At 30.7% G+C, this 25,152-nt stretch carries 24 protein-coding genes; 15 read left to right on the top strand and 9 right to left on the bottom strand.

All coding sequences use genetic code 11. The features are described from left to right. Positions 1-46: 46 nt before the first annotated feature. From L8V88_RS01575 to L8V88_RS01555, 5 genes are all read left to right on the top strand, one after another. Positions 47-862 (top strand): peptidylprolyl isomerase, encoded by an 816-nt coding sequence (locus L8V88_RS01575; protein ID WP_263663212.1) that lies wholly within the window; start codon positions 47-49, stop codon positions 860-862. Beyond that, positions 862-1,926: a class II fructose-bisphosphate aldolase gene (gene fbaA / locus L8V88_RS01570; protein ID WP_258107514.1), complete on the top strand. Its 1,065-nt coding sequence runs from the start codon at positions 862-864 to the stop codon at positions 1,924-1,926. Before L8V88_RS01575 ends, fbaA begins: the two co-directional genes overlap by 1 nt. A 75-nt stretch (positions 1,927-2,001) precedes the next feature. Further along, positions 2,002-3,333 carry a MotA/TolQ/ExbB proton channel family protein gene (locus L8V88_RS01565; protein WP_039626332.1) on the top strand — a complete coding sequence of 444 codons (1,332 nt, stop codon included), beginning with the start codon at positions 2,002-2,004 and terminating at the stop codon, positions 3,331-3,333. Further along, on the top strand, positions 3,320-4,270 hold the full coding sequence (locus L8V88_RS01560) for an OmpA family protein (protein WP_263672026.1): 951 nt from the start codon (positions 3,320-3,322) through the stop codon (positions 4,268-4,270). The genes L8V88_RS01565 and L8V88_RS01560 overlap by 14 nt, the downstream gene beginning before the upstream one ends. Beyond that, positions 4,257-5,141, top strand: a complete 885-nt coding sequence (locus L8V88_RS01555; protein ID WP_263726506.1) for a 1-aminocyclopropane-1-carboxylate deaminase/D-cysteine desulfhydrase — start codon at positions 4,257-4,259, stop codon at positions 5,139-5,141. Before L8V88_RS01560 ends, L8V88_RS01555 begins: the two co-directional genes overlap by 14 nt. Here the strand turns inward: L8V88_RS01555 and L8V88_RS01550 are convergent. After that, the gene (locus L8V88_RS01550) at positions 5,112-6,476 is read right to left on the bottom strand and encodes a sodium-dependent transporter (RefSeq protein WP_263726505.1); all 1,365 of its coding nucleotides are present in this window, start codon (positions 6,474-6,476) and stop codon (positions 5,112-5,114) included. The two genes, L8V88_RS01555 and L8V88_RS01550, sit on opposite strands and share 30 nt — an antisense overlap. Before the next feature lie 102 nt (positions 6,477-6,578). Between L8V88_RS01550 and L8V88_RS01545 the strand changes: the two genes are divergently transcribed. Then, complete coding sequence (locus L8V88_RS01545) at positions 6,579-7,754, top strand: NAD(P)/FAD-dependent oxidoreductase (protein ID WP_263726504.1); 1,176 nt, start codon at positions 6,579-6,581, stop codon at positions 7,752-7,754. Positions 7,755-7,775: 21 nt separating this feature from the next. Here the strand turns inward: L8V88_RS01545 and dsbD are convergent, their stop codons facing one another. Next, on the bottom strand, positions 7,776-9,467 hold the full coding sequence (dsbD, locus tag L8V88_RS01540; RefSeq protein WP_263726503.1) for a protein-disulfide reductase DsbD: 1,692 nt from the start codon (positions 9,465-9,467) through the stop codon (positions 7,776-7,778). 92 nt (positions 9,468-9,559) lie between these two features. On the opposite strand from dsbD, the gene ppk2 reads away from it, so the two are divergent. Both ppk2 and L8V88_RS01530 read left to right on the top strand, forming a co-directional pair. Next, positions 9,560-10,387, top strand: coding sequence for a polyphosphate kinase 2 (ppk2, locus tag L8V88_RS01535; RefSeq protein ID WP_263726502.1), 828 nt, complete (start codon positions 9,560-9,562; stop codon positions 10,385-10,387). 9 nt (positions 10,388-10,396) lie between these two features. Beyond that, positions 10,397-11,179, top strand: coding sequence for an amino acid ABC transporter permease (locus L8V88_RS01530; RefSeq protein WP_412175395.1), 783 nt, complete (start codon positions 10,397-10,399; stop codon positions 11,177-11,179). Here the strand turns inward: L8V88_RS01530 and L8V88_RS01525 are convergent. From L8V88_RS01525 to L8V88_RS01505, 5 genes are read right to left on the bottom strand one after another with little or no spacing between them, the layout of a single operon-like run. Next, on the bottom strand, positions 11,176-11,940 hold the full coding sequence (locus L8V88_RS01525; protein WP_263723677.1) for a transporter substrate-binding domain-containing protein: 765 nt from the start codon (positions 11,938-11,940) through the stop codon (positions 11,176-11,178). The two genes, L8V88_RS01530 and L8V88_RS01525, sit on opposite strands and share 4 nt — an antisense overlap. After that, on the bottom strand, positions 11,937-12,662 hold the full coding sequence (kdsB, locus tag L8V88_RS01520; protein WP_263726501.1) for a 3-deoxy-manno-octulosonate cytidylyltransferase: 726 nt from the start codon (positions 12,660-12,662) through the stop codon (positions 11,937-11,939). The genes L8V88_RS01525 and kdsB overlap by 4 nt, the downstream gene beginning before the upstream one ends. After that, complete coding sequence (gene thrC / locus L8V88_RS01515) at positions 12,659-14,068, bottom strand: threonine synthase (RefSeq protein WP_263726500.1); 1,410 nt, start codon at positions 14,066-14,068, stop codon at positions 12,659-12,661. Before thrC ends, kdsB begins: the two co-directional genes overlap by 4 nt. Continuing rightward, positions 14,043-14,981 (bottom strand): tetraacyldisaccharide 4'-kinase, encoded by a 939-nt coding sequence (locus tag L8V88_RS01510; protein WP_263726499.1) that lies wholly within the window; start codon positions 14,979-14,981, stop codon positions 14,043-14,045. Before L8V88_RS01510 ends, thrC begins: the two co-directional genes overlap by 26 nt. Next, complete coding sequence (locus tag L8V88_RS01505) at positions 14,968-15,708, bottom strand: NAD+ synthase (protein WP_263723681.1); 741 nt, start codon at positions 15,706-15,708, stop codon at positions 14,968-14,970. The genes L8V88_RS01510 and L8V88_RS01505 overlap by 14 nt, the downstream gene beginning before the upstream one ends. Positions 15,709-15,769: 61 nt before the next feature. On the opposite strand from L8V88_RS01505, the gene L8V88_RS01500 reads away from it, so the two are divergent. Together L8V88_RS01500 and L8V88_RS01495 are read left to right on the top strand one after the other, a co-directional pair. Next, entirely contained in the window at positions 15,770-16,369 is a 600-nt protein-coding gene (locus L8V88_RS01500; RefSeq protein ID WP_263723682.1) for an MBL fold metallo-hydrolase, read from the top strand. Further along, positions 16,369-16,650, top strand: a complete 282-nt coding sequence (locus tag L8V88_RS01495) for a hypothetical protein (protein WP_263673569.1) — start codon at positions 16,369-16,371, stop codon at positions 16,648-16,650. Before L8V88_RS01500 ends, L8V88_RS01495 begins: the two co-directional genes overlap by 1 nt. Before the next feature lie 23 nt (positions 16,651-16,673). On the opposite strand, the gene L8V88_RS01490 is transcribed toward L8V88_RS01495, so the two are convergent. Further along, positions 16,674-17,669, bottom strand: a complete 996-nt coding sequence (locus L8V88_RS01490; RefSeq protein WP_263723683.1) for a c-type cytochrome — start codon at positions 17,667-17,669, stop codon at positions 16,674-16,676. A gap of 202 nt (positions 17,670-17,871) precedes the next feature. On the opposite strand from L8V88_RS01490, the gene L8V88_RS01485 reads away from it, so the two are divergent. From L8V88_RS01485 to L8V88_RS01470, 4 genes are read left to right on the top strand one after another with little or no spacing between them, the layout of a single operon-like run. Next, complete coding sequence (locus tag L8V88_RS01485) at positions 17,872-18,849, top strand: agmatine deiminase family protein (protein WP_263726498.1); 978 nt, start codon at positions 17,872-17,874, stop codon at positions 18,847-18,849. Beyond that, positions 18,846-19,760, top strand: coding sequence for a cation diffusion facilitator family transporter (locus L8V88_RS01480; protein WP_263726497.1), 915 nt, complete (start codon positions 18,846-18,848; stop codon positions 19,758-19,760). Before L8V88_RS01485 ends, L8V88_RS01480 begins: the two co-directional genes overlap by 4 nt. Then, positions 19,729-20,601 carry an N-carbamoylputrescine amidohydrolase gene (locus L8V88_RS01475; protein ID WP_263726496.1) on the top strand — a complete coding sequence of 291 codons (873 nt, stop codon included), beginning with the start codon at positions 19,729-19,731 and terminating at the stop codon, positions 20,599-20,601. Before L8V88_RS01480 ends, L8V88_RS01475 begins: the two co-directional genes overlap by 32 nt. 11 nt (positions 20,602-20,612) lie before the next feature. Further along, positions 20,613-21,179, top strand: coding sequence for a DJ-1 family glyoxalase III (locus L8V88_RS01470; protein ID WP_263726495.1), 567 nt, complete (start codon positions 20,613-20,615; stop codon positions 21,177-21,179). 23 nt (positions 21,180-21,202) lie between these two features. On the opposite strand, the gene L8V88_RS01465 is transcribed toward L8V88_RS01470, so the two are convergent. Next, positions 21,203-21,442: a SelT/SelW/SelH family (seleno)protein gene (locus L8V88_RS01465; RefSeq protein ID WP_257396702.1), complete on the bottom strand. Its 240-nt coding sequence runs from the start codon at positions 21,440-21,442 to the stop codon at positions 21,203-21,205. Between the two features lie 103 nt (positions 21,443-21,545). On the opposite strand from L8V88_RS01465, the gene dnaE reads away from it, so the two are divergent. Next, positions 21,546-25,139 carry a DNA polymerase III subunit alpha gene (dnaE, locus tag L8V88_RS01460; protein ID WP_263726494.1) on the top strand — a complete coding sequence of 1,198 codons (3,594 nt, stop codon included), beginning with the start codon at positions 21,546-21,548 and terminating at the stop codon, positions 25,137-25,139. The last annotated feature ends 13 nt before the right edge of the window (positions 25,140-25,152 follow it).

Below are 25,152 nucleotides of genomic sequence, written 5' to 3'. Positions count from 1 at the left end.
GTTTAGATATAATAAAATCAACAAAACTATTTCAAAAGGAAAAACAATGAAAAAAATTTCTTTAGTTGCTGCGGCTTTATTAACAGGTTTGAGTTTAAATGCTGCGGTGGTTGCAACTCTTGATGGAAACAATATCAGCGATACAGAAGTGAATGAGTTTTTTGCTCCTATGTTAAGAGGTGCTAAAATCACTGACTTACCAGCTGAGCAAAAAAAAGCAATTATTGATCAATACATTGTTCAACAACTTGTATTAAAAGATGCTAAAGCTCAAAAAATAGAAAATGATCCTTCATATAAAGAAGAATTAGAGCGTGCTAAAGAAGCTATTTTGGTAAATATCTACCAAAAGAAAATTTTTGATTCAATTAAAAATAACGATGCTAAAGCTAAAAAATTCTATGAAGCAAATAAAGATAAATTTACTAAACCAGCTCAAGTGAAAGCTAAGCATATTTTGGTAACTAGCGAAAAAGAAGCTAAAGATATTATTGCCGAGCTTAGTAAGCTAAGTGGAAAAGCTTTAAATGATAAATTTGCTCAACTTGCAAAAGAAAAATCAATCGACAAAGGTTCTTCAGCTCAAGGTGGTGATCTTGGTTGGTTTGCTGAATCAACTATGGTAAAACCATTTGCTGATGCAGCTTTTTCTATGAAAAAAGGTACTATTTCTAAAACACCTGTAAAGAGTGATTTTGGATATCATGTTATCTTAAAAGAAGATGCTAGAGCAAAAAGTACTATGAGCTATAATGAAGTAAAAGCAGGTATTGAAAGCAATATTAAAATGGAAGAATTTAAAGAACTTATGAATAAAAAAGCTCAAGAACTTCTTCAAAAAGCAAAAGTGGAATACAAATAATGGGTGTATTAGATCTTGTTAAACCAGGTGTTTTAAGTGGTGATGATCTAAATATCGTATATAATCATGCAAAAAAAGAAGGATTTGCTATCCCTGCGGTAAATGTCGTGGGGACAAATTCTATCAATGCGGTTTTAGAAAGTGCTAAAAAAGTTAATTCACCTGTGATTATTCAGTTTTCAAATGGAGGAGCTAAATTTGTAGCAGGAAAAGCTTGCCCAAAAGCTGATGTACTTGGTGCTATAAGTGGTGCAAGACATGTGCATTTAATGGCAAAAGCTTATGGAGTTCCAGTGATTTTACATACAGATCATGCTGCTAGAAAACTACTTCCTTGGATTGATGCTTTGATTGAAGCAAATATTGAGTTTAAAAAAGAAACAGGCAAACCTTTGTTTAGCTCCCATATGATTGATTTAAGCGAAGAAGATTTAGAAAGCAATCTAAGTACTTGCGAAAATTATCTAAAACAAATGTCTGAGCTTGGGATTTCTTTAGAGCTTGAGCTAGGATGTACGGGCGGTGAAGAAGATGGGGTGGATAATACTAATATCGATAATGCAAAATTATACACTCAGCCTGAGGATGTAGCATTAGCTTACGAGAGACTTTCTAAAATTAGTGATAGATTTTCAATCGCAGCTAGCTTTGGTAATGTACATGGAGTATATAAACCAGGAAATGTGATTTTAAGACCTGAAATTCTTAAAAACTCTCAAAATTATGTAAAAGAAAAATTCAATCTTGGCGAAGAAAAACCAATCAATTTTGTTTTCCATGGTGGCAGTGGTAGTGATATAGAAGATATCAAAGCAGCACTTAGCTATGGTGTGATTAAGATGAATATTGACACAGATACACAATGGGCTTTTTGGGATGGTGTTAGAGAGTATGAACTTAAAAATAAAGCTTATTTGCAAGGACAAATTGGTAATCCTGAAGGCGATGATAAGCCAAATAAAAAATACTATGATCCAAGAGTATGGCTTAGAGCGGGCGAAGAGAGTATGATCAAACGCTTAGAGTGTGCTTTTAGTGATTTAAATTGTATCGATAGAAACTAAGAGTTTTATAACTCTTAGTTGATTTTCCTGTGAAGATTTTAAATTTTTAGAGTAAAATTAACAAAGGTTTATAAAATGGAAGTTAAAACAACTGATGATTTTTCTGATCTTGTATTGCCTGAGGGAAAAGGTAGTACAGGAATTGTTGCTTATTTAAAGATTATTTTTATCCCTGCTATATTGTATATTTTAGTGCTTTTAGGATATTTTGGAAAGATTGATTTTAAAGTAGAATTACATAGTGTTGTAATGATAGGGATTATTTTTTTAGTGGCTTTGATCTTTGCTAGACATAGTGCTGATTATGCTTCAAGTATTTTTGAGCAACAAAAAGATGAGTTTAAGCTTATATTAAAACGCTATATTATGAAGCATTTTTTAGTTATAGGTAAAGAAACAAAGTCAAATGCTAGTTTTGATGATTTTGCTTATGCTTATGTAAAAGATTTAAGAAATGAAAATTTTGCTTCTGTGGGTGCAGCTATTTTTCCTATGCTTGGTATTTTAGGAACTTTTATAAGTATAGCCATGTCTATGCCAAATTTTAATTCAAGCGACACAGCAGGTTTAGAACAAGAAATTTCAGTTTTATTAAATGGAGTAGGAACAGCCTTTTATGTATCAATTTATGGAATTTTCTTAGCACTTTGGTGGATATTTTTTGAAAAATACGGTAGTAGTAAATTCCAAAAACTTCTAAATCGTCAAAAAAATGCAACAAGCGATTTTTTCTGGTCTAAAGAAGAAATTGATAGAAAATATCTTCAAGAAAGTTTGCAACATTTTGAAAAAATAGGCACGATTTTTGAGCATGTGAGCAATGAGGAATTTTTTAAAGAACTAGATAATACAATAGATAGAAAATTCAAAGTTTTTCAAGAGCTTGTAAATGCTGAGGAAAAAGCTGTAAGATTAAGCAGTGAGCATGTAAAACAAACTATGAGTGATTTATCTAAAACCCAAAGAGAGCAAAAAGATATAGTTAAAACTTACAGCGAAATCGCAAATGCGGTAAATATGCTAAATTCAAACATAAAGGATTTAACTTTAAGAATTTCAGAGCAATACAATAGACTTTTAGATGTGAGTTCTGATAAGATTGTCCATCTAGATAAAAGTGTGAGTGCTTTAGATGAAAAAGTGAATAATTTTTCAAATAATATTGAAAAATATCAAAATCTTATGCTTGATAATCAAACTAAACTTTTCGAGGGCTTTAGGGCAAGTATTATAGAAGGTATGCACACTTTTAAAGAAGCTTATGAAGATGAAAAAAATATCGATGAAAAAATTTCACTAATGCAAGAATTTAAAGAAGAAAGTAAAGAATTAGACGAGCAAACCACACAAGTTATTGCAAAGCTTGAAAATCAAAAAGAAGATGAAAAAATAGATGATAAAAAATAATTCTAACAATGAAGAAAATAATTTTTGGATAGCTTATGCAGATTTAATGGCGGGCTTGCTTTTTATATTTATTTTGCTTATTGGAGCTATAGTTGTTAAGTATGTTTTAACTCAAAGTGATTTGCAAATCATAAAAGAAAATCTACAAAAACAAGAAGAGCGCTTAAGAGAGAACAAAGAAGAATTAAATCAAAAAGAAGATATTTTAAAAAATCTTAGCCAAAAACTAAATAATACTTCAAGTACGCTTGATGATGTTAATAAGCAAAAACAAGCTTTAGAGGCTAATATTACTAAACTCAATCAAGATTTAAATTCAAGTTTGGATGAAAAAGATCAACAAATTTTTGCTTTGCTTGAGAGATTAAACAAAAAAGATGAAGAAATCAAAGAATTAGAGCGTAATTTTGATGAGGCAAAAAGTAAAATCAAAGAATTAGGTTTAATTAAAGAAAATACCATTAAAAATCTTCAAGCAAAATTTGATACTAATATTACTCTAGATTCTAATACAGGGGCGATAGTTTTACCTTCTGAAGTGCTTTTTGATACAAATTCTTTTACGCTAAAAGCACATGCAAAAGAAAATTTAAAAGCGATTTTAACGCAGTATTTTGACAATATTTTAAAAGATGAAAATATCTTAAATAGCATAGAAAATATAGTCATAGAAGGTCACACAGATAGCGCAGGTTCTTATATATATAATCTTGATTTATCACAAAAAAGAGCTTATGCTGTGATGAGTTTTATACACTCATTTTACAAAGATCCAAGATTGCAAAAGCTTTTAATGGCAAGTGGTAGGTCTTATTCTGATGTAATTATGAAAGATGGTAAAGAAGATAAAGAAGCAAGCCGTAGAATAGAGATTAAGTTTAATATCAATACAAATAATGCTTTAGAAAAGGTTGAAAAATACCTTGATAGCAAGTAGAATTGATGTTTTAAAATACAAAGATTTTGAATTTTTACTCAAAAGAGATGATTTACTAGGTTATATCAATGGAAATAAGGCTAGAAAACTAGCCTTATTTGAAAAAAACAAACATTTATTTAAAAAAGGACAAAGATTTATTTCTTTTGGTTCTTCTCAAAGTAATGCTTTAGTTGCTTTAGCTAAGTTTTGTTATGAAAATGATTTTTCACTTATTTTTGTTTGTGAAAAAATGAGTTCTTTTTTAAAAGAAAATCCCCATGGAAATTTAGAATTTGCATTAAAACATAATGTTGAGTTGATAGAAAATATAAATTATCCTACAAGAAGATTACAAGCTTTAGCTTTAAAAAAAGATGATGATGTTTTTATAGAAGAGGGTGTGGCTATAAAAGAAGCTGAATTTGGATACCAACAACTAGCCTTAGAGCTTAGTGAGCAGTTGAGTGAAAATGTAAGTATTTTTTTGCCCTCAGGCACAGGAACTTCTGCGGCTTTTTTGGCTAAACATAGTAAATTTAAAGTTTTTACATGTGCTTGTGTGGGAGATAGTGCGTATTTAAAAGAACAAATTTTAAACTTAGAACCAAATTATAATTTTAATAATTTAACCATACTAAATCCACCTAAAAAATATCATTTTGCTAAGCCTTATTTGGAATTTTATGATCTTTATCAAGATTTAAAAAAAGAATGTGGAGTGGAGTTTGATTTGCTTTATGATATGGTGGGTTTTAAAACTTTATTAGCTCATAAAGAGCAATTTGGTGGAAAAATCTTATATATCCATCAAGGAGGCCTTGAAGGAAATATAAGCATGTTAAAGCGTTATGAGTATAAATTAAAAAATTCCAAAATAAAAAATCACTAAGATAATCAAAGGTATGATAAACTTAACATAGTAATACCATAGTTTAAAAATACTTCCTTTTAGGGTATTTTGATTAGAAAGCTCATAAATAGCATCTTTTTTAAGTATCCAACCTACATAAATACAACAAAAAAATGCTGTTAAAACAAAGAATATATTTCCACTAATAAAATCAAAGCTATCAAAAATATTTTTTCCTTTGATGATAGTAATATCTCTTAAAGGACCATAAGTAAGTATGCATGGTAAATTTCCCAAGACAAAAATGCTTCCAAGTGTTAGATTAATAGCAGTATTTTTAGCTAGTTTAAATTTTTCTTCCAAAACACTGATGATTACTTGATAAATTGGCAAGCTTGTGGTAAGTGCAGCGATGATTAAAAGTAAAAAGAAAAACACGCAAATTATACTTCCAAAAGGTATATGTGAAAACGCAACAGGTAAGGTTTTAAAAACCAAAGATGGCCCACTATCAGGGGTTAAACCTACGCTAAATAAAGCTGGAAAAATCATAAAACCAGCAAGCACTGCTATGAGGGTATTTAAAATTCCTGTATAAACAGAAGTTTTGATTAAATTCTCATTTTTCTTAAGGTGAGATGATAAGGTTATCATTACGCCAAAACCCAAAGATAGGGCAAAAAATACTTGTCCTAAAACATCTATAAACAATTTAGGAGTGATTTTGGAAAGATCAGGAGTAAGGTAAAATTTCACACCCTCGCTTGCTCCTTCAAGAGTTAAATTACGCGCAACAACAACCAAAAGGCAGATAAATAAAAACGGCATAAGGTATTTTACTGACTTTTCTATGCCATCAATCACACCTTTTTTTAAGATAATCCAGTTAATTATTACAAATATAGTAGTAAAAATTCCTATTAATAAAGGATTGTTTTCTATGGTAGAGCTATAAAATTCGCTTGTATATTGAGCATTAATGGGACTTGAAAGATTAAAATCACCTATGATGATTTTAAAAATATAAGCTAAAACCCATCCACCTATTACCATATAATAAGCCATGATTCCAAAACTACCTAATAGTCCCATGTAGCCAACACCTTGCCAAGAATTGGATATTTTAACCCCATCACTTGTTTTTCCGCCAAAAGCATCGACTGAATTTAGCATTCTGCGTCTTCCTATAACATTTTCAACCAAAATCACAGGAATTCCTATAAAAATCATAGCTATACAAAAGGCTAAAACATAAGCACCGCCTCCATTTTCACCTACTAAGTATGGAAAACGCCAAGTGGCTCCAAAACCAATAGTCGCTCCTGCTACTGTAAGGATATAAGTTAGCGTATTGCTCCAAGTTTGTCTTTGCATGCTTTTTCCTTGCTAAATTTAAATAAAAAATATTTTAAGATAAAAAATAATACCATTATGCCAAATTTTTATTTATTTTTTTATCAAATTAAAGGAAAATCCATGCAAAAAAAGAAAATTTTGTTTTTAGGTGCAGGATATGCTACTTTATCGGCTATAAAAGCCTTACCTGATGAGTTTTTTGAAAAAGCACAAGTGAGTTTGATTAATAACAATTCTTATCATTATCATACTATTTTACTACACAAAGTAGCTTCTAATGAAGATATTTATAGTTCAAAATATGATCTTTTGCCTTTATTAAATCCAAAAATCAACTTTATCCAAGATGAAGTTTTAAAAATTTCTAAAGACAAAGTTTATACTAAAAATAATGAATTTGACTTTGATATTTTAGTATGTGGGCTTGGTTTTGCTAAAGAAACTTTTGGCATTAAAGGTATGCAAGAATATGCTTTGAGTATAGACAATTATGAAAATGCTTTAAAAATTAATGAAATAATATATGAGAAAATAAAAAATTATAAAACCACCCAAAATGAAGATGATTTAAAAATCACAGTTTGTGGTGGGGGCTTAAGCGGGGTTGAATTTGTAGCTTCTTTAGCTAAAGAGCTTAAATTCTTTTGCCAAAAAGAGCAAATTGCTTATGAGAAATTAGAACTTTCTATTATTGAAGCTATGGATCAAATTTTACCTATGTTTGATAAAAGTTTGGCTTTAAAAGCAAGGCAAAGGTTAGAGACACTTGGTGTGAAAGTATATGAAAAATCTAAAATCATAGAATGTGAAAAAAATGGCATAAGGCTTGATGGGGGAGAATTTGTTAAAGCTAATACTATCATTTGGACTGCAGGGGTTAGGGGTAATAGCGTTATAGAAAATAGCTCAGATTTTCCAAGTGCAAGATCGCGTATAGAAGTAGATGCTTTCATGCATCCTTTAAATGTTGAAAATGCGTCAAAATACTTTTTTATAGGCGATAATAGTTTATTTAAAAATCCTAAAACTAACACTCCTTATCCTCCAACAGCCCAGCTTGCATTAAGAGAAGGAGCTTATGTAGCCAAAGCTTTAATGGCTATGATTGATGAGAAAGAATTTAAGCAAGAATTTTCTTTTATAAGTGGAAATACCGTTTGTTCCATCGGAAAGGATTATGCAGTTGGCACGGTTTTACATAAGCCAATTAGTGGTTTTTTAGCAATAAAACTTAAAATTTTTATAGAAAAACTATGGCAGTATCAGCTTGAAGGATTGAAAGGTTTTTTGAAATAAAATTAATTTTAAATAGAGTTTTTAAGGAACTCTATTTAAAAACTCATTCGCATCTACATAGCCTATAATACGTCCTTTTTCCTCGCCTTTGTTAAAAAATATCATCACAGGAGGCCCAAAAACTCCAAATTCTTTCATAAGAGCTAAATCTTCTTGACTGTTGTGTGTTACATCTGCTTTTAAAAGCGTGTAATTAGCAAGCAAATTTTGTACTTTTGTATCTGTAAAAGTATATTCTTCTAAAAGTTTGCAGTTTTCACACCAAGCGGCTGTAAATTCAAGCATGACTGGTTTAGTAGAATTTTGTAATTCTTGCTCAAGCTCTTTTAAATTTTTGATGGTTTTAAAACTTAAACTAGAGCTATTTTCTTTTGAAGCAAGGTTAAGTTCAAGAGGTTTTAGCAAGCTTTTTGAGCCCATTGAGCCGCCTAAAATCAGACTTAAACTATAAGCTAAAATTAAAATCATACTTGCTTTTTTAAATTTATCAAAATTAGTTTTTGCTTCATCAAATAACCCCATAAAGCTAGTAAAAAATATCCCTATAACCCCATAAAGCATTAAAATGATGTTTGCACTAAGTATTCTTTCTAGCATCCAAACTGCCATGATGAGCATGATAAAGCCAAAGAAAATCTTTATCTTAAGCATCCAAGCTCCGCTTTTTAAAAAACTTCCTCCAAGTCCTATTAAAAGTAAAGGCATACCCATACCAAAACTCATCACAAATAAAGAAAGTCCTCCTAAAAATACATCGCCACTATTAGTAATATAAAGCAAAGCCCCTGCTAAAGGTGCAGCCACGCAAGGTCCTACAATAAGAGCTGATAAAAATCCCATGATAGCTATACCAAAAACCCCGTTTTTGCCTTCTATTTTTTTATTGATAAAATTTTGAAATTTAAGTGGTAGTTGTAATTCATAAAGGCCAAACATAGAAAGTGAGAGCAATACAAAAATACCTGCAAAAGTAATGATAATCCAAGGTTGTTGCAATAAACCTTGCACATTAGCCCCTGCAAGGCCCACTAAAGCACCTGCTATAGCATAAGCTAAAGACATAAAAAATACATAGATAAAAGATAAATAAAAGCTATGTTTTTTAGATGGTTTATCTTTGAGTTTCATTGCGATTAATGATGAAAGAATAGGTATCATTGGTAAAATACAAGGAGTAAGTGCTAATAATAAGCCATAACCAAAAAAAGTTAAAAGTGTGATAAATATATTTTGCGTGCTTAAATCATTGGCAATTTGCTCATCTTCATTTTGCTTTTTAAATTGATCTTTGGTTGATTTTATAGTATAAATTCCTTTTTGTTTATTAAGTTCATAATTTACATATACAGGACGATAGCATAAACCTTCTTCTGAGCAACCTTGATAAGCTAGGGAAAGTTTTACTTTGTTATTTTTAACAAAATCATCTAATAATAATTGAGGTATAAAAAGTTCAAGTTGGCTAAAGATTACTTCTTTGTTTTCTCTAGTTTGAGTTTGTGGGAAATTTAATAAAGAAGTAATGTCATTAGAGTCTAATTCTACTTTGATTTGATCTTTGTAAAGATAAATTCTATCTGCAAGATTGATTTTTAAAAAAATTCCTTGATTGTTGCTATGGGTATTGAGTTTAAAAGCTTCATTGAGTGATAATACTCCATTATTAGCAAAAGCTAAATTGAAAAAAATAAAAAATACCGCTAAAAAACGCATTTTTCTCCTTGAAATTGAAAATTAAATTTGTTTTATTTTACTTATTTGTGGTAAATTTAAGTTAATAATTATCCTAAATTAAGGAGCCTGTTATGGACAAGGACAAATTTACTCTCATTAAGGTAAAAAAATCAACGCTTGAGTATGAAAGCGAGCTTAAAAGATTGCAAATTGAGCTTTTGAAATTTCAAAATCATGTTAAAGATAAGGGTTTAAAGGTTTTGATTTTAATCGAAGGACGCGATGCGGCAGGAAAGGGTGGTGCTATTAAAAGATTAATTGAGCATTTAAACCCTAGAGGTTGTCGTGTAGTAGCGCTTGAAAAACCAAGTGATGTAGAGAAAACTCAGTGGTATTTTCAACGTTATGTAACACATTTACCTGCAGCAGGAGAAATAGTGATTTTTGATCGATCATGGTATAATAGAGCAGGTGTTGAGCCTGTGATGGGTTTTTGTACTCCAAATGAGCATAAAAAATTCTTGCGCGAGGTGTCTTCTTTTGAAGAGATGTTGCTTGATAGTGGAATTCTATTTTTTAAATTTTATTTTTCAGTTTCTAAGCAAGAGCAAAAAAGACGTTTTGAGCAAAGAAGAACAGATCCACTAAAACAATACAAATTATCTCCAGTTGATGAAAAATCCCAAGAATTATGGGACAAATACACCCTAGCAAAATATTCTATGCTTTTAGCTTCTAATACACCAAAATGTCCTTGGGTAATTATTAATTCAGATAGTAAAAAGAAAGCAAGAATCAATTTGTTTAAGTATTTACTTAGTATTTTAGAATATCCAAATAAAATTAAAAATAAGTATTTTAAATACGATAAAAAATTAGTGCGTAGTGGTGAGGAGGAAATTCGCAAAATGGAGCTTAGTTTAAATGATGAAAAACTTAAAAAATTTGATAAAAAATAAGGGATAGAATTGAATCATCTTTTTATAGTACGTAGTAAATTTAATGAACATAAAAAAATCACTCCAAAAGCGTTTGTGGTTAATGCTTTTTTGTTGGTTTTTTTATTGTTTTTATTTTTTTATTTGTCTTTTTTAAGTGCTAGTTATAATTTTGATTTTGGGGCAATTTATGAGTATAAAGACAAAATGATACAAGGTTTTTTTACGAGTTTTTTTATTAGTGTTTTGTCTTTGATTGTAGGTGTGATTTTTGCTTTGATTTTATGCTATATGAGTCTTTGTAAAATCGTGCTTTTTAATATGTTTGCAAGAGTTTTTATAGAGCTTATTAGAGGCACGCCTTTGCTAGTGCAAATTTTATTGATTTATTACATTTTTGCGGATAATTTGGGGCTTGATAATCGCTATGTTTGTGGAGTTTTGATTTTAGCTTTATTTGCTAGTGCTTATATTTGTGAGATATTTAGAGCAGGGATTTTAAGTGTTGATAAAATGCAATATGAAAGTGCTAAGGCTTTGGGTTTGAGTGAGTTTGAAATTTATAAAAGCGTTATTTTTCCTCAAGCTTTAAAAAATATCTTAGCACCGCTAAGCGGACAGCTTAGTAATTTAATTAAAGATAGCTCTCTTTTAAGCGTTATAGCTATTTCAGAATTAACACAAAATGCTCAAGAAATCAATGCTTTTACTTTTTCAACTTTAGAAATTTACATTCCTTTAGCGCTTTGCTATTTGGTTTTAACTTTGCCTATTTCTATGTTTTCAAGAAAGCTTGAAAAGAGTTTTTCTTAAAAGAAAAACTCAAGCTTTTGTTCTTTGAAAACTTCTTGCATATCTTTGAGGTATTTTTGACTTAGCTTATCAAAAAGACCATTTTCTTTAGATTTTAAAATAAACTCATTGAGCTCTTCTTTTAATTTGGTATTGTTTTTATTTAAAGCTATGGCCCATTGCTCAGGTGCTTTTTCAAAAGGAGTAAAAATAGCTTTTGTTTGCTCAGGATGTTTTTTCCATGCTTTATAAATGCTCATTTGATCATAAATAAAAGCATCAGCTTTTGCTTGAATGACTTCTAAAATGGCTGCATTTTCTTTATCAAATACTAGGATTTTTGCATTTTTAAGATTTTTTTGAGCATATAAATGCGCACTTGAACCTCTTTTTAAGGCAAGGATTTTTCCTTTTTGATTTAAATCTTCTATGGAATTAATATTTGATTTTTTAGCGCTTAATATCGCTAAATTTGCCTTAGCATAAGGCAAGGTAAAATCTATTACTTTTTTTCTTTGCTCGCTTATACTCATAGAAGACATGATGAGATCTATTTTTTGAGTTCTTAAGGCAGGTATAAGTCCATCCCAAGCTATGTTTTGAATTTTTAAATCATAGTTTTTTTCTTTGGCAAAGGCTTGTAAAAATTCTACACTAATACCACTTGGATTACCTTTAGTATCACTCATTTCAAAAGGAGGGTAGGCTAGTTCCATACCTACGATTAATTCTTTTGCATGAAGTGTAAAAAACAAGCTTAGTAAAAAAAGTATTTTTTTCATTTTTTAACTCCAAATTTAGCCAAAGCTTTCTCATAATCTTCTTTTGTATCTATACCTATGCTTTGACTTTTTATTTTTAACATTTTGATTTTTTTGCCATTTTCTAAGGCTCTTAATTGTTCTAATTTTTCGCATTCTTCTAAAGCTGAGTTTTTCAAAGTGCAAAATTCTTGTAAATTTTTAACCCTATATGCATAAATTCCAAGATGAGCTTTAAAACTTTGTTTATAATTTGCTCTTTCATAAGGAATTTTAGATCTTGAAAAATACAAAGCATAATCATTACTATCAGTAACTACTTTAACCAAATTTGGATCATCACAAGCTTTCGCATCTACTTCTTTGTAGCAGCTACTCATAAAACAAAGCTCATCTTTAAAAGCTTTTTGGCTAAATTCCTTAAAATCTTTAATATTTTGTGTTTCTATAAAAGGCTCATCAGCTTGGACATTAATGATAAGCTCATTTTTATTTAGTTTTAAAATTTGACAAGCTTCGTTGATTCTATCAGTGCCACTTTCGTGATTTTTACTTGTTAAAACTGCTTTTATATTGTGTTTTTGTGCTATTTTTAAAACCTCTTCATCATCAAGCGCCACACACACTTCATCAACTTCTTGCATTTTTTTAGCTGTATAAATAAACATAGGTAAATTATCAATCTCGCATAAAATTTTATTTTCAAAACGACTTGATTTTAATCTTGCGGGTATGATTATCATTGTTTTATCCATTCTATAATAGTTTGTTTTAGATTTTCAAGTTTGCAAACTTGATTTTGCTTTTGTGTGCTTGTAAATAAGCTTGCGATATTTGGATGAATTTCTTGTTTAAATTCTTTTGCAAGTTCTTGCATGCAAGCTTGTTCATCTTGGCATTCTTTATTATAAATTGCTTGATACATACTTGGGGTAAATTTACTCCATTGTGCTGTGGAAGTGATAAGCGTAGTGGTGTTAGAATCAAGCATTTTAAAGCAAGTGCAAGTATGAGGATCTAAAAGTCCTAAGTGGCTGTATTGTTTGATATATTGCATACACTCATCATCATTGCAAAAATCAGCTTCAAAGTCTTCTTGTAAAAGCTCTAGCTCTTTTTGGCTAAGCTCATAATATTTTTCATTCTTTAAAGCTTGCATAAGTTTTTTGGTGCGTTCATCTTTAAATTTATCAAAAAGCAAGCGTTCTATATTTGATGATATAAGTATATCCATAGCAGGAGAAATAGTCTTTTGCAAGCTTTTATTTCTTAAATCATATTTGCCTGTATTAAAAAACTCACTTAAGATATTGTTTGAATTGGAAGCAATTTTAATTTTACCTATATTTGCTCCCATTTTTTTAGCATAATAAGCTCCCAAAGCATCGCCAAAATTTCCACTTGGAATGATGATATCTATTGTTTTGTCAATTTTCAAACTAGCATAGTAATGATAGATGATTTGAAAAAGTATTCTTCCAAAATTAACTGAATTTGCGGCACTTAGACTTAACTTTTCTTCTTTTAAAGTATTTTTAAAATCCTCATCATTTAAAAGCGCTTTTAGAGCATTTTGCGCATCATCAAAATTACCTTCAATAGCTATGGATTTTAAATTGCTTGCATTTGAATGTGTCATTTGTAAAGCTTGAGTTTTACTTGTGCCTTCATTTGGGTAAATGCAAACTACTTTTATACCTTTTTTATTTTCAAAGCTTTTTAATGTAGCAGGTCCTGTATCGCCACTTGTAGCGCACATGATTAAAAAATCATCATCTTTTTTTAAGTGTTCTAAAAGCACGCCAAAAGGCTGTAAAGCCATATCTTTAAAAGCTCTTGTTGGCCCATGGAATAATTCATTAATATAAAGCTTATTATTGATTTTTTTCAAATTAATAGGGCAGGTTTTATCATCAAAACCCTCATAAGTTTTCAAAGCTTTTTCAAAAACTTCAAGCTCTAAATCAAAATCAAAAGCTGTGATGATTTTTAAGGCTAATTCTTTGTAATTTAAATTTTTTAAAGCTTCATTATCAAGCTTTGGTAGATTAAGTGGAGCGTATAAAGCATTATTAGGTGCACTAGGGCTAAGCAAGGCCTTTGAAAAGCTTACTTGGTGATTTTTATCTTGGGTTGAGTGTAGTAACATTTTCTTCCTTTTTGTTAAATTTATAAATATAATCTTGCAAAACTTGCTTAAAGCTATCTTTTAAAACAATATCAAGATGAATAAGTTCTGTTTTAAAGCCAAAATCTTTTACCTTGACATAGTCTTTAAAGGTTAGCATTAAGGTATCACAATTGTGTTTTTTTAAAAGTTTTTCTAATTCTTCTTTTTTGAAAGTATAATGATCGGCAAAAAAATAACAAGCCCTAGCTTTGATAAAATGCTCATATAATCTAAAAGGCTTTGCAATAGAGCTTATTAAAACTGCTTTTTGATTTTCTTTTACATGAGAATAACGCACAAAATCTTCATTTTCTTTAGCTATAAAATCAGCCCTTTTAGCAAAAGATTTTGGCAAACGATAAGCCCCACTAGGTAGGGTAAAACCAAAAAATGGCTCATCTTTACTTTGCAATAAAATATTAAGTTTTTTAATGTGAAATTTAGAAAAAGCATCATCTAAAAGTATGATTTTTGCTCCAAGTTCGATAGCTTTTTGTATGCCTTTAACCCTATCTTCACTTACTATCACTCCACTAATGTGCTTTGTAAGTGCATATTCCATAGCTTCATCGCCACTTTCTTTAATATCGCATAAAATTTCATCTTTATGCTTAACGATGATTAAGCCTTTACTTTGTCTTTTATAGCCTCTTAAGATAATAAAACAATTTTCAAACTCAGTCGCTATGGCTTTACAAATGGGAGTTTTTCCATTGCCTCCTAGGGTTAGATTACCTATGCTTATAATGGGTAATTTAAAATCAAGTTCTTTTTTAAATTTAGTGTTTAAAATCGCTATAATCATATATAAAAAGCTAAAAGGCAAAAGCAAAAAGGCTAGAGTTTTTTGCAAAAAATTAGGTTTAAAAAAATACCGATCAAGCCAAGTCATATGTATTCTTTAATGTTGTTGGAAGTTTTCTTTTAAAAGCATTATTTTGCACACGCTCTAAGACTAGATTTTTTAAATTCTCATCAAAATTTTCCAAGCTTTGATTATTTTCTAAAGCTTTTAAAACTTCATCTAAAACTTCATATTTATAGCCAAGATCTTTTTCATCGCTTTGATTTGGCCAAAGATCAGCGCTAGGAGCTTTTTGTATGAAATTTTCATGCACACCTATAAATTTAGCAAGCTCAAAAACTTCACTTTTATAAAGCGTAGCCAAAGGATTAAAAGCACAAGCTAAATCCCCATAAATAGTCCCATAACCAAGCATAAGTTCGCTTTTATTAGAAGTGCCTACTACTAATGCATTATGTAAAGCCGAATAATCATAAAGCAAACTCATACGCACTCTTGCAGCTAAATTTCCAAAGCGTAAAGGGTTTAAGTCTTGACAAATTTTTTCACAAGCACAAAGTACTTCATCAATATAAATGATCTTATGATGAATTTGCAAATCTTTACAAAGCATTAATGCATCATCTAAATTTTCTTTTTTAGAATGTTTTGTAGGCATTAAAAGCACAAAAAGTTTTTCACCTACTGCTTTTTTGCAAAGATGAGCTACTAAAGCTGAATCTATCCCACCGCTTAAACCTAAGATGAGATTTTTATCTCTTGCTTGTTCTTTTATAAAATTGATCAATAGTTCTTGTAATTTTGTATAATTCATAAAAAATCTTTAAATATTAATTTTTTAAAATTATATTTGATTTAGTTAAAAGGAAGTTTATATGCGTATTTTAAAACAACCATGCGGAATGTATGAAACAAATTGTTATATTATAGATCATAATAACAAGCAAATCATCATCGATCCAGGTGAAAATGCTTATGAGTTTATTAAAGAAAATGTAAGCAAACCTTTAGCTATTTTAAATACCCATGGTCATTATGATCATGTTTATGATAATGCTAAAGTTAAAAAGGCTTATGAAATTCCACTTTTTATCCATAAAGATGATGCTTTTATGCTAAAAGATCCTTTTAATTATGGTTTTGAGCATTCAGATGCTAATGTGTTGATAGAAAATGAAAATGAACTTAGTATAGATGAGTTTAAGTTTAAATTTCATCATTTTCCAGGGCATACTCCAGGGTGTTGTATGATAGAACTTTTGGGTGAAGATGTGCTTTTTAGTGGGGATTTTTTATTTTATCGTAGTATTGGTAGATGGGACTTTCCTTACTCAGATGCAGCCAAGATGAAAGAGAGTTTGCTTAAAGTTTTAGCTTATGAAAAAGATTTTAGATTACTTCCAGGACATGGAGAGGAAAGCACTTTAAAAGAAGAACAAAATGCAATTCCTGCTTGGTTAAGGTATTTTCATTAATGGATAAGGTTTTATATTTTTTAAGTTTTTTGCTGATTTTAAGTGCGGTTTTGAGTTTTTTTAAACCCAAAGAAGCAAAAAAGAAATTTTTTCACAAATGCCCATGTTTTAAAGCGGTGGAAAATGGTTTAATGAGTAGAATTTGCATTTATGCAGGAAGTTTTGGTTTTATGTATTCTGTGCTTTATATTGGTTTTGGAGTGTATGATAAAAAGCTTTTTATGATTTTGCTTTTATCTTTTGCGATATGGTATTTTGCTTGGGTTTTAAAAAAAGAATAGCTAGAATTAGCTATTCTTAAAAATTATTTTGTATTAATATATAAAGGTTCAAAAGGACCATAGCGATGTTGCTCTATACTAAATTTATCATGTTTAGCATAAGGTTTTACGTCCATATCTGCAGGTTTGATATCTCTATCTGGAAAATCCTCATCTCTATTCTTTTTAATAGGTCTTGGTTGAGAATTTATATAAGCTGCTACATCATAAGCTTGCTCTAAACTCAAAGTCGCATCGCCTTTTGGCATATTTGCTTTGATATAACTTGTAGCTTTGATAAGTCTATACATACCAGCTCCTGTATTGTAGCTATCATTTCCCCATAAAGCAGGATAAATATAATAACTCATGCTAGGATCATCACTTTTTATCCCTTCTCCATTTTCTCCATGACAAATCATACATCTATCTTGATAAACTTCTTTGCCTTTTTTAGGATCAGCAGCTCTTTTTAAAAAGGCTATTTTAGGTAATCCTTGTCCTTGTGTTTTTGCTCCTACTTCTATACCCTGAGAAATATAGTGCATATAAGCAAGCATAGCTTTCATTTGCGGGGAGTTGTTTGGAAGTTTTTTACCATTCATAGATCTTTCCATACAGCCATTAATCCTATCTTCTAAAGTGATTATTTTATCCGCTCTTGCATTATATTGTGGAAAGCGTGCGTAAATTCCTACAAAACCTGATTGATTTTTTATAGTTCCAGCATTAGCATGACAACTTGAGCAAGAAAGATTATTACCTGCATAGCGGTTTTTAGGATCTTTTGCCTGAGGTCCTATGTAGTTTGTGGTGTAATTTAAAATTTTATTACCCAAAACAACTGCTTGAGTATAAGGCGAATTTGGAAGTTTATCTTCAATGATAATACCATCTTCTATAGTATTAGGAACTTTCCATTGTGCGCTTTGTAAATGGATACCTGTTTGCTTTTTTGCTTGAAGTTTTGCTTGATCAATAGCAAAAGCAGAACTTATTAAAAAAGATAAAGATAAGACAGAACATACAATTTTATTCATTTTTCCCTCCTTGAACTTGTCTTATTTTCATCTTATAACTTGAAATTTAAAAAAATATTAAATGTTTTTATTGTAAAAATAGCTTTAAAATACTACTATGCAGTTTTTAAAGATAAAAATAGTATGATTTGTATTTTTATATAATATGTAATTAATGTTACTTTTTTATACAATATTTAAAAAAAGGAGTTAAAAGATATTAATGAGAAAAAGCATAGCAGAATGGCAAAAACAAGAGCTACTTTTACTTTCCTTACCTCATGAAAATAGCGATTGGAAGCCTTATTTAGAAGAGATTTTGCAAAGCTATGAAGAATTTGTTAAAGCTGTGGCAAATTTTCAAAAAGTTTTACTTATAGCGCCAAGTGAAAAAGATTTTCAAAGATTTAAGTATATAAAAAATGTTGATTTTTTTAAGTGTGATACTAATGATACTTGGATTAGAGATTTTGGTGCAATTGATGTGTGTGAAGATGATAAACTCATAGGGCTTGATTTTACTTTTAATGCTTGGGGTGATAAATTTCAAAGCACTTTAGATAATGCGGTAAATTCAAAACTTTTTGCACAAAAATTATCTGGAAAATTAGAAAAAATTGATTTTATTTTAGAAGGTGGGAGTATTGATTTTAATGGGCAAGGAGTAATGCTCACAACGAGTGCTTGTTTGTTAAATGAAAATAGAAATTCACATTTAAATAAAGAACAAATTGAAGCCAAGTTAAAAGAAATTTTTGGCTTAAATCAAATTATATGGTTAAATCATGGTTATATAAAAGGTGATGATACTGATCATCATATTGATACTCTAGCAAGATTTATCAATGAAAAAACCATTGCTTATTGTGTGTGTAAAGATGAAAATGATGAGCATTATAAGCCCTTAAAAGCTATGGAAGAGGAGCTTAGAAAAACAGGATTTGATTTATTAGAGCTTCCTTTACCTAAGCCTTTGTATTTTGAAGGTAAAAGACTTGGTGCTACTTATGCAAATTTTGTTTTTGTTAATGGTGGCTTGATAGTGCCAACTTATAATGATGAAAACGATGCTTTGGTATTAGAAAATTTACAAAAAGCATGCAAAGATAGAAAAGTAGTAGGGGTTGATGCAAGAGTGTTTTTAAGACAAAATGGTTCTTTACATTGTTCTTGTCAAAACCGCTATGAAGGTCAAAGATGAATTTGCAAAAAAGCGCAACCATCATCGCAAGTGTATGTGCTATTTTTTTAGCTATTGTTAAATTTATAGTAGGTTTAGCTTCAGGTTCTGTTGCGGTGCTTTCTAGTGCGATCGATTCTTTACTTGATTGTGTGATTTCGGGTTTAAATTTTTTAGCTTTGAAAAAAAGCTCTCAAGGATCTAGTAAAGAATATAATTTTGGCCTTAGTAAAATTGAAGCATTAATGGGGCTTTTTGAAGGTCTTGTGATTAGCGGGATTGGGGTTTATATTTTTTATGAGAGTGTTTTAAAAATTCACAATCAAGAAAGTGTAGAAAAACTTGATCTTGGAATTTTTGTCATGGCTTTTGCTATGGCTGTAACTTTGTGTTTGGTGGTTTTTTTAAATTATGTTGCCAAAAAAACAAAAAGCTTGATTATAAAAGCTGATAGTTTGCACTATAAAATAGACTTTTTAACTAATGCTCTAACGCTTTTAGCACTTGTGATTATAGCTTTTACAAATTATCATTTTATTGATGGATTATTTGGTATAGCTATAAGTTTATATACGATTTTTTCAGCTTTTAAAATCATCAAAGAAAGTTCTAAAATTTTGTTAGATGTGGCAATTGATAAAGAACAAGTTGAAGTGATTAAGCAAATTATAAGCGCAAATAAAGAACTCAAAAGCTTTCACCATTTAAAAACTAGAAAAAGTCCTGATATACTTTATGTTAGTGTGCATTTAGTTTTTGAACCTACAATATCACTTTTAAAAGCTCATAAAATTGGCGATGAGATTGAAGATAGCATAAGAGAACATTTTAAAGATGATTTTTGGAATATCCATATACACTTAGACCCTTATGATGATTCAGAAGAAGAAAGGAGTAAAAATGAAATTAGCACTCATACAGCAAGAATTTAAACAAAATAAAGAAAAAACTATAGAAAAAACATGCGAACTTATCAAACAAGCAGCAAAAGAAAAGGCTGAGCTTGTATGCTTGCAAGAACTTCATCAAACGCAGTATTTTTGCCAAAGTGAAAATACAGACTTTTTTGATTTGGCAAATGATTATGAAGAAGATGTTAAGTTTTGGTCTAATGTAGCTAGGGAAAATAAAGTTGTTTTGGTAACTTCTTTATTTGAAAAAAGAAGCGCAGGGCTTTATCATAATACTAGTGTGGTATTTGAAAAAGATGGCTCCATAGCAGGTAAATACCGTAAAATGCATATACCTGACGATCCTTGTTTTTATGAAAAATTTTATTTTACTCCAGGTGATTTAGGTTTTGAGCCTATACAAACAAGTGTTGGAAAGCTTGGGGTTTTAATATGCTGGGATCAATGGTATCCTGAAGCTGCTAGGTTAATGGCTTTAAAGGGAGCTCAAATTTTGATTTATCCTACTGCTATAGGTTGGTTTGATAAGGATGAAAAAGAAGAAAAACAAAGACAGCTTGAAGCTTGGATAGGCGTGCAAAGAGGTCATGCTATAGCTAATGGCTTACCTGTAGTAGCTATTAATAGAGTGGGTTTTGAAAAAGATGAAAGTGGTGTGGAAGATGGCATAAGATTTTGGGGGAATTCTTTTGTTTTTGGGGCTCAAGGTGAAGAGCTTTTTAGAGCTGATGATAAACAAGAGCTTTGTAAAATCATTGAAATTGATATGCAAAGATGTGAAAATGTGCGTAGATGGTGGCCATTTTTACGCGATAGACGCATAGAGTATTTTCATGAATTAAATAAAAGATTTATCGACTAAAAGGAGAAAAAATGAAAAAAGTTTTAGTGCCTTTGGCAAAAGGTTTTGAAGAAGCTGAGTTTATAGGTATAGCTGATGTTTTAAAAAGAGCAGGGGAGGTTAGTGGAAATTTAGAAGTAATTATTGCTTCGCTAGATGATGAGCTTTTAGTGCAAGGAGCTAATGGAATTTGTATAAGGGCTGATGTGAGTTTATCTAGTGTTGATCAAGAAAATTTAGACGCAATTGCTCTCGCAGGTGGCTTTGAAGGTATGATGAATTTAAAAAACAATCAAGCTATCATAAAAATCATACAAGATTTACATGCTAAGAAAAAAATCGTAGCGGCTATTTGTGCTTCACCTATGGTATTGGCAAAAGCAGGGGTGATTAATGGAGAGTTTTCTTGCTATCCTGGTTGTGAAGTAGGTATTGAAGGTGTAAGAGTAAATAAAGCAGTTGTGGTAAATGAAAATGTCATCACAGCAGCTGGGCCTGCTACGGCTATTTTGTTTGGTTTAGAGCTTGCTAAGCATTTATGCTCAGAAGAAATTTATCAAAAACTTTATGAAGGTATGCTTGTTCCTTTGACAAAATAAACCCTCGCTAATGAGGGTTTAGCTTACATTTGTTTCATAAGCTTGGTGATTTCACCCTCATGAGGAAATCTATCTACTTCGCAGTTAAACAAGTCTTTTTTTGAGTAAATGATTTTACCATCTACTTCTACTATAAAATGCCCACCACCTTTTTCTATGGTAGAAATTTGCGCATCTTTGAATTCATTTTGTATTTCTTCTGCAACCCTTGCAGCTTGTGGTTTGTAATTTCAAAGATTACAATAATAAATTTTTACTTCCATTTTTTACTCCTTTTTTGAAAGTAAGCTATTATACATTTTTTATGCTTGTAAGTTTTAAATTTAAGGTTTTTTTTTATAATAATAAAAAAATACAAGGGAAAATATGAGCCAATTTACACATTTACATTTACATACAGAATACTCTTTACTTGATGGAGCAAATAAACTCAAAGAGCTAGCTAAAACTTTAAAAGCGCAAGGTGCAACAAGTGTTGCTATGACTGATCATGGAAATATGTTTGGGGCTATTGATTTTTATAAAACAATGAGAGCTGAAGGGATTAAACCTATCATAGGGCTTGAAGCATATTTACATAATCATGATGATTTAAGTGATAAAAGCTCAAGACAACGCTTTCATATTTGTTTGTTTGCTAAAAATGAAATTGGCTATAAAAATTTGATGTATTTAAGCTCGCAAAGCTATATACATGGTTTGTATTATTACCCAAGGATTAACAAAAAGCTTTTAGAAGCACATAGTGAGGGTTTGATTTGCTCGTCTGCGTGTTTGCAAGGTGAGGTTAATTGGCATTTAAATACCAAAAATGAAAGAAATTTAAAATTTGGCGCAAAAGGTTATGAAGGCGCAAAAGAAGCTGCGCTTTGGTATAAAAAGGTTTTTGGAGATGATTTTTACCTTGAGATTATGCGTCATGGTATTGATGATCAAAAATTTATCGATGATTCTATCATCAAACTTGCTAAAGAACTTGATATAAAAATCATCGCAACCAATGATACGCATTATACTTTCAAAGAAAGAGCAGCTGCACATGAAGTATTTATGTGTATAGCTATGGGGGTTAAGCTTGATGATCCAGGGCGTTTAAGACATGAAGTGCATGAGTTTTATGTGAAAACACCAGAGCAAATGAGTGAGCTTTTTGCTGATATTCCTGAAGCCATTGAAAATACTCAAGAAATAGCTAATAAATGTAATTTAGAATTAAAACTAGGTGATCCAACGCCACCAAATTTTAAATTTACCCGTGAATATGCAAAAAAATATGGCTTAAGTTTAAGTCAAGAAGATCAAGAATTTAGCTTTGATAATGATGATATAGTTTTTGAGTATCTTTGTAAAAAGGGCTTAGAAGAAAGACTTCAATTTATCGATGAGAGTAAACACCAAGAGTATAAAGATAGACTTGATTTAGAAATTAGTATTATTAAAAATATGAAATTTTCAGGTTATATGTTAATCGTTCATGATTTTATCGCCGCAGCTAAGGAAAAAGATATACCAGTTGGCCCAGGGCGTGGGAGTGCTGCAGGGAGTTTGGTTTCGTATTGTTTGAAAATTACAGATTTAGATCCTATACCTTATAATCTTCTTTTTGAGAGATTTTTAAATCCTGAGCGTGTATCAATGCCTGATATTGACGTGGATTTTTGTCAAGATAGAAGAGGGGAAGTGATTGATTATGTTATTGATAAATACGGAGCTGAAAAGGTTGCGCAAGTCATTACCTTTGGTAAGCTTTTAGCAAAGGGAGTAATCCGTGATGTAGCTAGGGTTTGTGATATGAGCATACCTGATGCGGATGCTTTGGCAAAATTAGTTCCTGAAGAGCTAAAAATCACTTTAGAAAAAGCTTATGAGCAAGAGCCAAAAATAGCTGAATTTGTAAATTCTCATCCAAAAGGGCGTCAAGTTTGGGACTTTGCTAAAGCACTAGAGGGTTTAAATAGAAACGCAGGTATGCATGCAGCAGGGGTTGTGATATCTAATGAAGCTTTGTGGAATAAAGCTCCACTTTTTAGACAAAGCAAAAACGATGAGCGTCATTTAGTTACGCAGTATTCTAAAGAATATCTTGAAGATGTAGATTTAATCAAATTTGACTTTTTGGGTTTAAAAACCCTTACGGTGATTGATAATGCGATTAAGCTAGTGAAAAAGCGTTATGGTAAAGATGTAATTTGGGAAAAGATTGATATGAATGATCCTAAGGTTTATAAAACCATACAAAGTGGCAATACCTTGGGCATTTTCCAAATAGAATCAGGCGGTATGCAAAGTTTGAATGCTAGGTTAAAGCCTGAAAGATTTGAAGATTTAATCGCGGTTTTAGCTTTATACAGACCAGGTCCACTTGATAGTGGGATGGTGGATGATTTTATCGATATCAAGCATGGTAGAAAGGCTGCAACTTATGCATTTGAAGATTTAAAACCTATACTTGAAAATACTTATGGGGTTATAGTTTATCAAGAACAAGTTATGCAAATAGTGCAAAAAATCGGTGGTTTTTCTTTGGGCGGGGCTGATAATGTGCGCCGTGCTATGGGTAAGAAAAAAAGAGAAATTTTGGATAATCTTAAAACAGAGTATCTAGAAGGAGCTAAAAAACAAGGCTATGATGAGAAAAAGGCTGATGATTTGTTTGAGCTTATTTTGAAATTTGCTGAATATGGTTTTAACAAATCTCACTCAGCTGCTTATGCACTTATAACCTTTCAAACAGCATATTTAAAGACTTATTATCCAAGTGAGTTTATGGCTGCGCTTTTAACAAGTGAAGAAAGTAATGTAGATAAGGTCGCAAAATATATCGAAGAGATGAAAAGAATGAATATCAAGCTTTTACCACCAAGTATTAACAAAGCTCAAAGAGAATTTAGTGCAACTAAGCTTGAAGATGGTTCTGAAGCTATTATTTATGGGCTTGGAGCGATTAAAAGTGTGGGAATTCCTGCGATAGAAAATATTATGACTATTCGCAAGGAAGAGGGCTTTAGTGATTTTGATGATTTTATAAGTTCGATTGATCCTACTAAGATTAACAAAAAAACCATAGAAAATTTAGCTAAATCAGGCGCTTTTGATGAGTTTGGCTATACTAGAAAATGTTTAGTGGATAATCTTGAGCTTATTTCAGAAACAAGTAGAAAAATCGCTGAAGTTAAAAGAAACTCCACTGCTTCACTTTTTGGAGAAGAAGAAATAGCTGCAGATATCAAAGTAGGGCTTCATGATAGTAAAATTGAATTTGAACTAATGGAAAAACTAGGCTATGAAAAAGAAATCTTAGGAATTTATGTATCAGGCCACCCTTTAGATAAATTTGCAAGCCAAATAGAAGGCATAGAGTATTTTAAAAGTATGGATTTTGAAACACTCAAAGGCGAAGGTGAGCTTTTGGTTGTAGGGAAGATTGAAGATTTTAAATCGATGATGAGTAAAAGCGGTAAAAGATATGCTAAGGCTGTGGTTTTAGACTTTTATTCTACTTTTGATATGATCATCTTTGAAGCCCAAGTAGAAAAAGTTGAAGCACTTTTTAAAGAAAATAAAGATGAAGCCTTTGCTTTTTTACTAAGATATAAAAACAATGACAATGACTTGAGCTTTAGTCTAAATGAAATTTACACCCTAGAAGAAGCAAAGGAAAATGAGTTAAAATCTTTTAGTAAGAAAAAAAGCTTTGCAAAAAAAGAAAACAAAGAAGAATTTACCCAAGAGCCTATGAAATTTGAAGAAAATATCATAGAACTTGATATTAACAAGCTTAGCAAAGATATGGTGTATGAAATTTATGATCTAGCTAATACAAGGCACAATCCAAAAGATACTAATAACAAAAAGCTTGTGCTAAAAGTGCTTGATATGGGTAGTTGCTTGCTTTATCATACAAATTTTGTTCTCTCGCAAGAAGCTATGGATGTGATAGCTCAAAAATGTAAAGGTTAAAATATAGACAGCA

The sequence above is a fragment of the Campylobacter sp. IFREMER_LSEM_CL2101 genome (assembly GCF_025771825.1).
In the GTDB taxonomy this organism is placed as follows: Bacteria; Campylobacterota; Campylobacteria; order Campylobacterales; family Campylobacteraceae; genus Campylobacter_D; species Campylobacter_D lari_C.
Note: the sequence above shows the minus strand (reverse complement) of the source record. Positions and strands in the feature narration are given on the sequence as shown.

What these genes read in the sequence shown, in the direction of transcription:
- L8V88_RS01550 (WP_263726505.1), bottom strand. Translation starts at nt 6,476, where the DNA reads ATGCAAAGACAAACTTGGAGCAATACGCTAACTTATATCCTTACAGTA.
- thrC (WP_263726500.1), bottom strand. Translation starts at nt 14,068, where the DNA reads ATGTTACTACACTCAACCCAAGATAAAAATCACCAAGTAAGCTTTTCA.
- L8V88_RS01545 (WP_263726504.1), top strand. Translation starts at nt 6,579, where the DNA reads ATGCAAAAAAAGAAAATTTTGTTTTTAGGTGCAGGATATGCTACTTTA.
- L8V88_RS01470 (WP_263726495.1), top strand. Translation starts at nt 20,613, where the DNA reads ATGAAAAAAGTTTTAGTGCCTTTGGCAAAAGGTTTTGAAGAAGCTGAG.
- L8V88_RS01480 (WP_263726497.1), top strand. Translation starts at nt 18,846, where the DNA reads ATGAATTTGCAAAAAAGCGCAACCATCATCGCAAGTGTATGTGCTATT.
- ppk2 (WP_263726502.1), top strand. Translation starts at nt 9,560, where the DNA reads ATGGACAAGGACAAATTTACTCTCATTAAGGTAAAAAAATCAACGCTT.
- dnaE (WP_263726494.1), top strand. Translation starts at nt 21,546, where the DNA reads ATGAGCCAATTTACACATTTACATTTACATACAGAATACTCTTTACTT.
- kdsB (WP_263726501.1), bottom strand. Translation starts at nt 12,662, where the DNA reads ATGATAATCATACCCGCAAGATTAAAATCAAGTCGTTTTGAAAATAAA.
- L8V88_RS01525 (WP_263723677.1), bottom strand. Translation starts at nt 11,940, where the DNA reads ATGAAAAAAATACTTTTTTTACTAAGCTTGTTTTTTACACTTCATGCA.
- L8V88_RS01490 (WP_263723683.1), bottom strand. Translation starts at nt 17,669, where the DNA reads ATGAATAAAATTGTATGTTCTGTCTTATCTTTATCTTTTTTAATAAGT.
- L8V88_RS01575 (WP_263663212.1), top strand. Translation starts at nt 47, where the DNA reads ATGAAAAAAATTTCTTTAGTTGCTGCGGCTTTATTAACAGGTTTGAGT.
- L8V88_RS01500 (WP_263723682.1), top strand. Translation starts at nt 15,770, where the DNA reads ATGCGTATTTTAAAACAACCATGCGGAATGTATGAAACAAATTGTTAT.
- dsbD (WP_263726503.1), bottom strand. Translation starts at nt 9,467, where the DNA reads ATGCGTTTTTTAGCGGTATTTTTTATTTTTTTCAATTTAGCTTTTGCT.
- L8V88_RS01565 (WP_039626332.1), top strand. Translation starts at nt 2,002, where the DNA reads ATGGAAGTTAAAACAACTGATGATTTTTCTGATCTTGTATTGCCTGAG.
- L8V88_RS01560 (WP_263672026.1), top strand. Translation starts at nt 3,320, where the DNA reads ATGATAAAAAATAATTCTAACAATGAAGAAAATAATTTTTGGATAGCT.
- L8V88_RS01495 (WP_263673569.1), top strand. Translation starts at nt 16,369, where the DNA reads ATGGATAAGGTTTTATATTTTTTAAGTTTTTTGCTGATTTTAAGTGCG.
- L8V88_RS01505 (WP_263723681.1), bottom strand. Translation starts at nt 15,708, where the DNA reads ATGAATTATACAAAATTACAAGAACTATTGATCAATTTTATAAAAGAA.
- L8V88_RS01510 (WP_263726499.1), bottom strand. Translation starts at nt 14,981, where the DNA reads ATGACTTGGCTTGATCGGTATTTTTTTAAACCTAATTTTTTGCAAAAA.
- L8V88_RS01475 (WP_263726496.1), top strand. Translation starts at nt 19,729, where the DNA reads ATGAAATTAGCACTCATACAGCAAGAATTTAAACAAAATAAAGAAAAA.
- fbaA (WP_258107514.1), top strand. Translation starts at nt 862, where the DNA reads ATGGGTGTATTAGATCTTGTTAAACCAGGTGTTTTAAGTGGTGATGAT.
- L8V88_RS01485 (WP_263726498.1), top strand. Translation starts at nt 17,872, where the DNA reads ATGAGAAAAAGCATAGCAGAATGGCAAAAACAAGAGCTACTTTTACTT.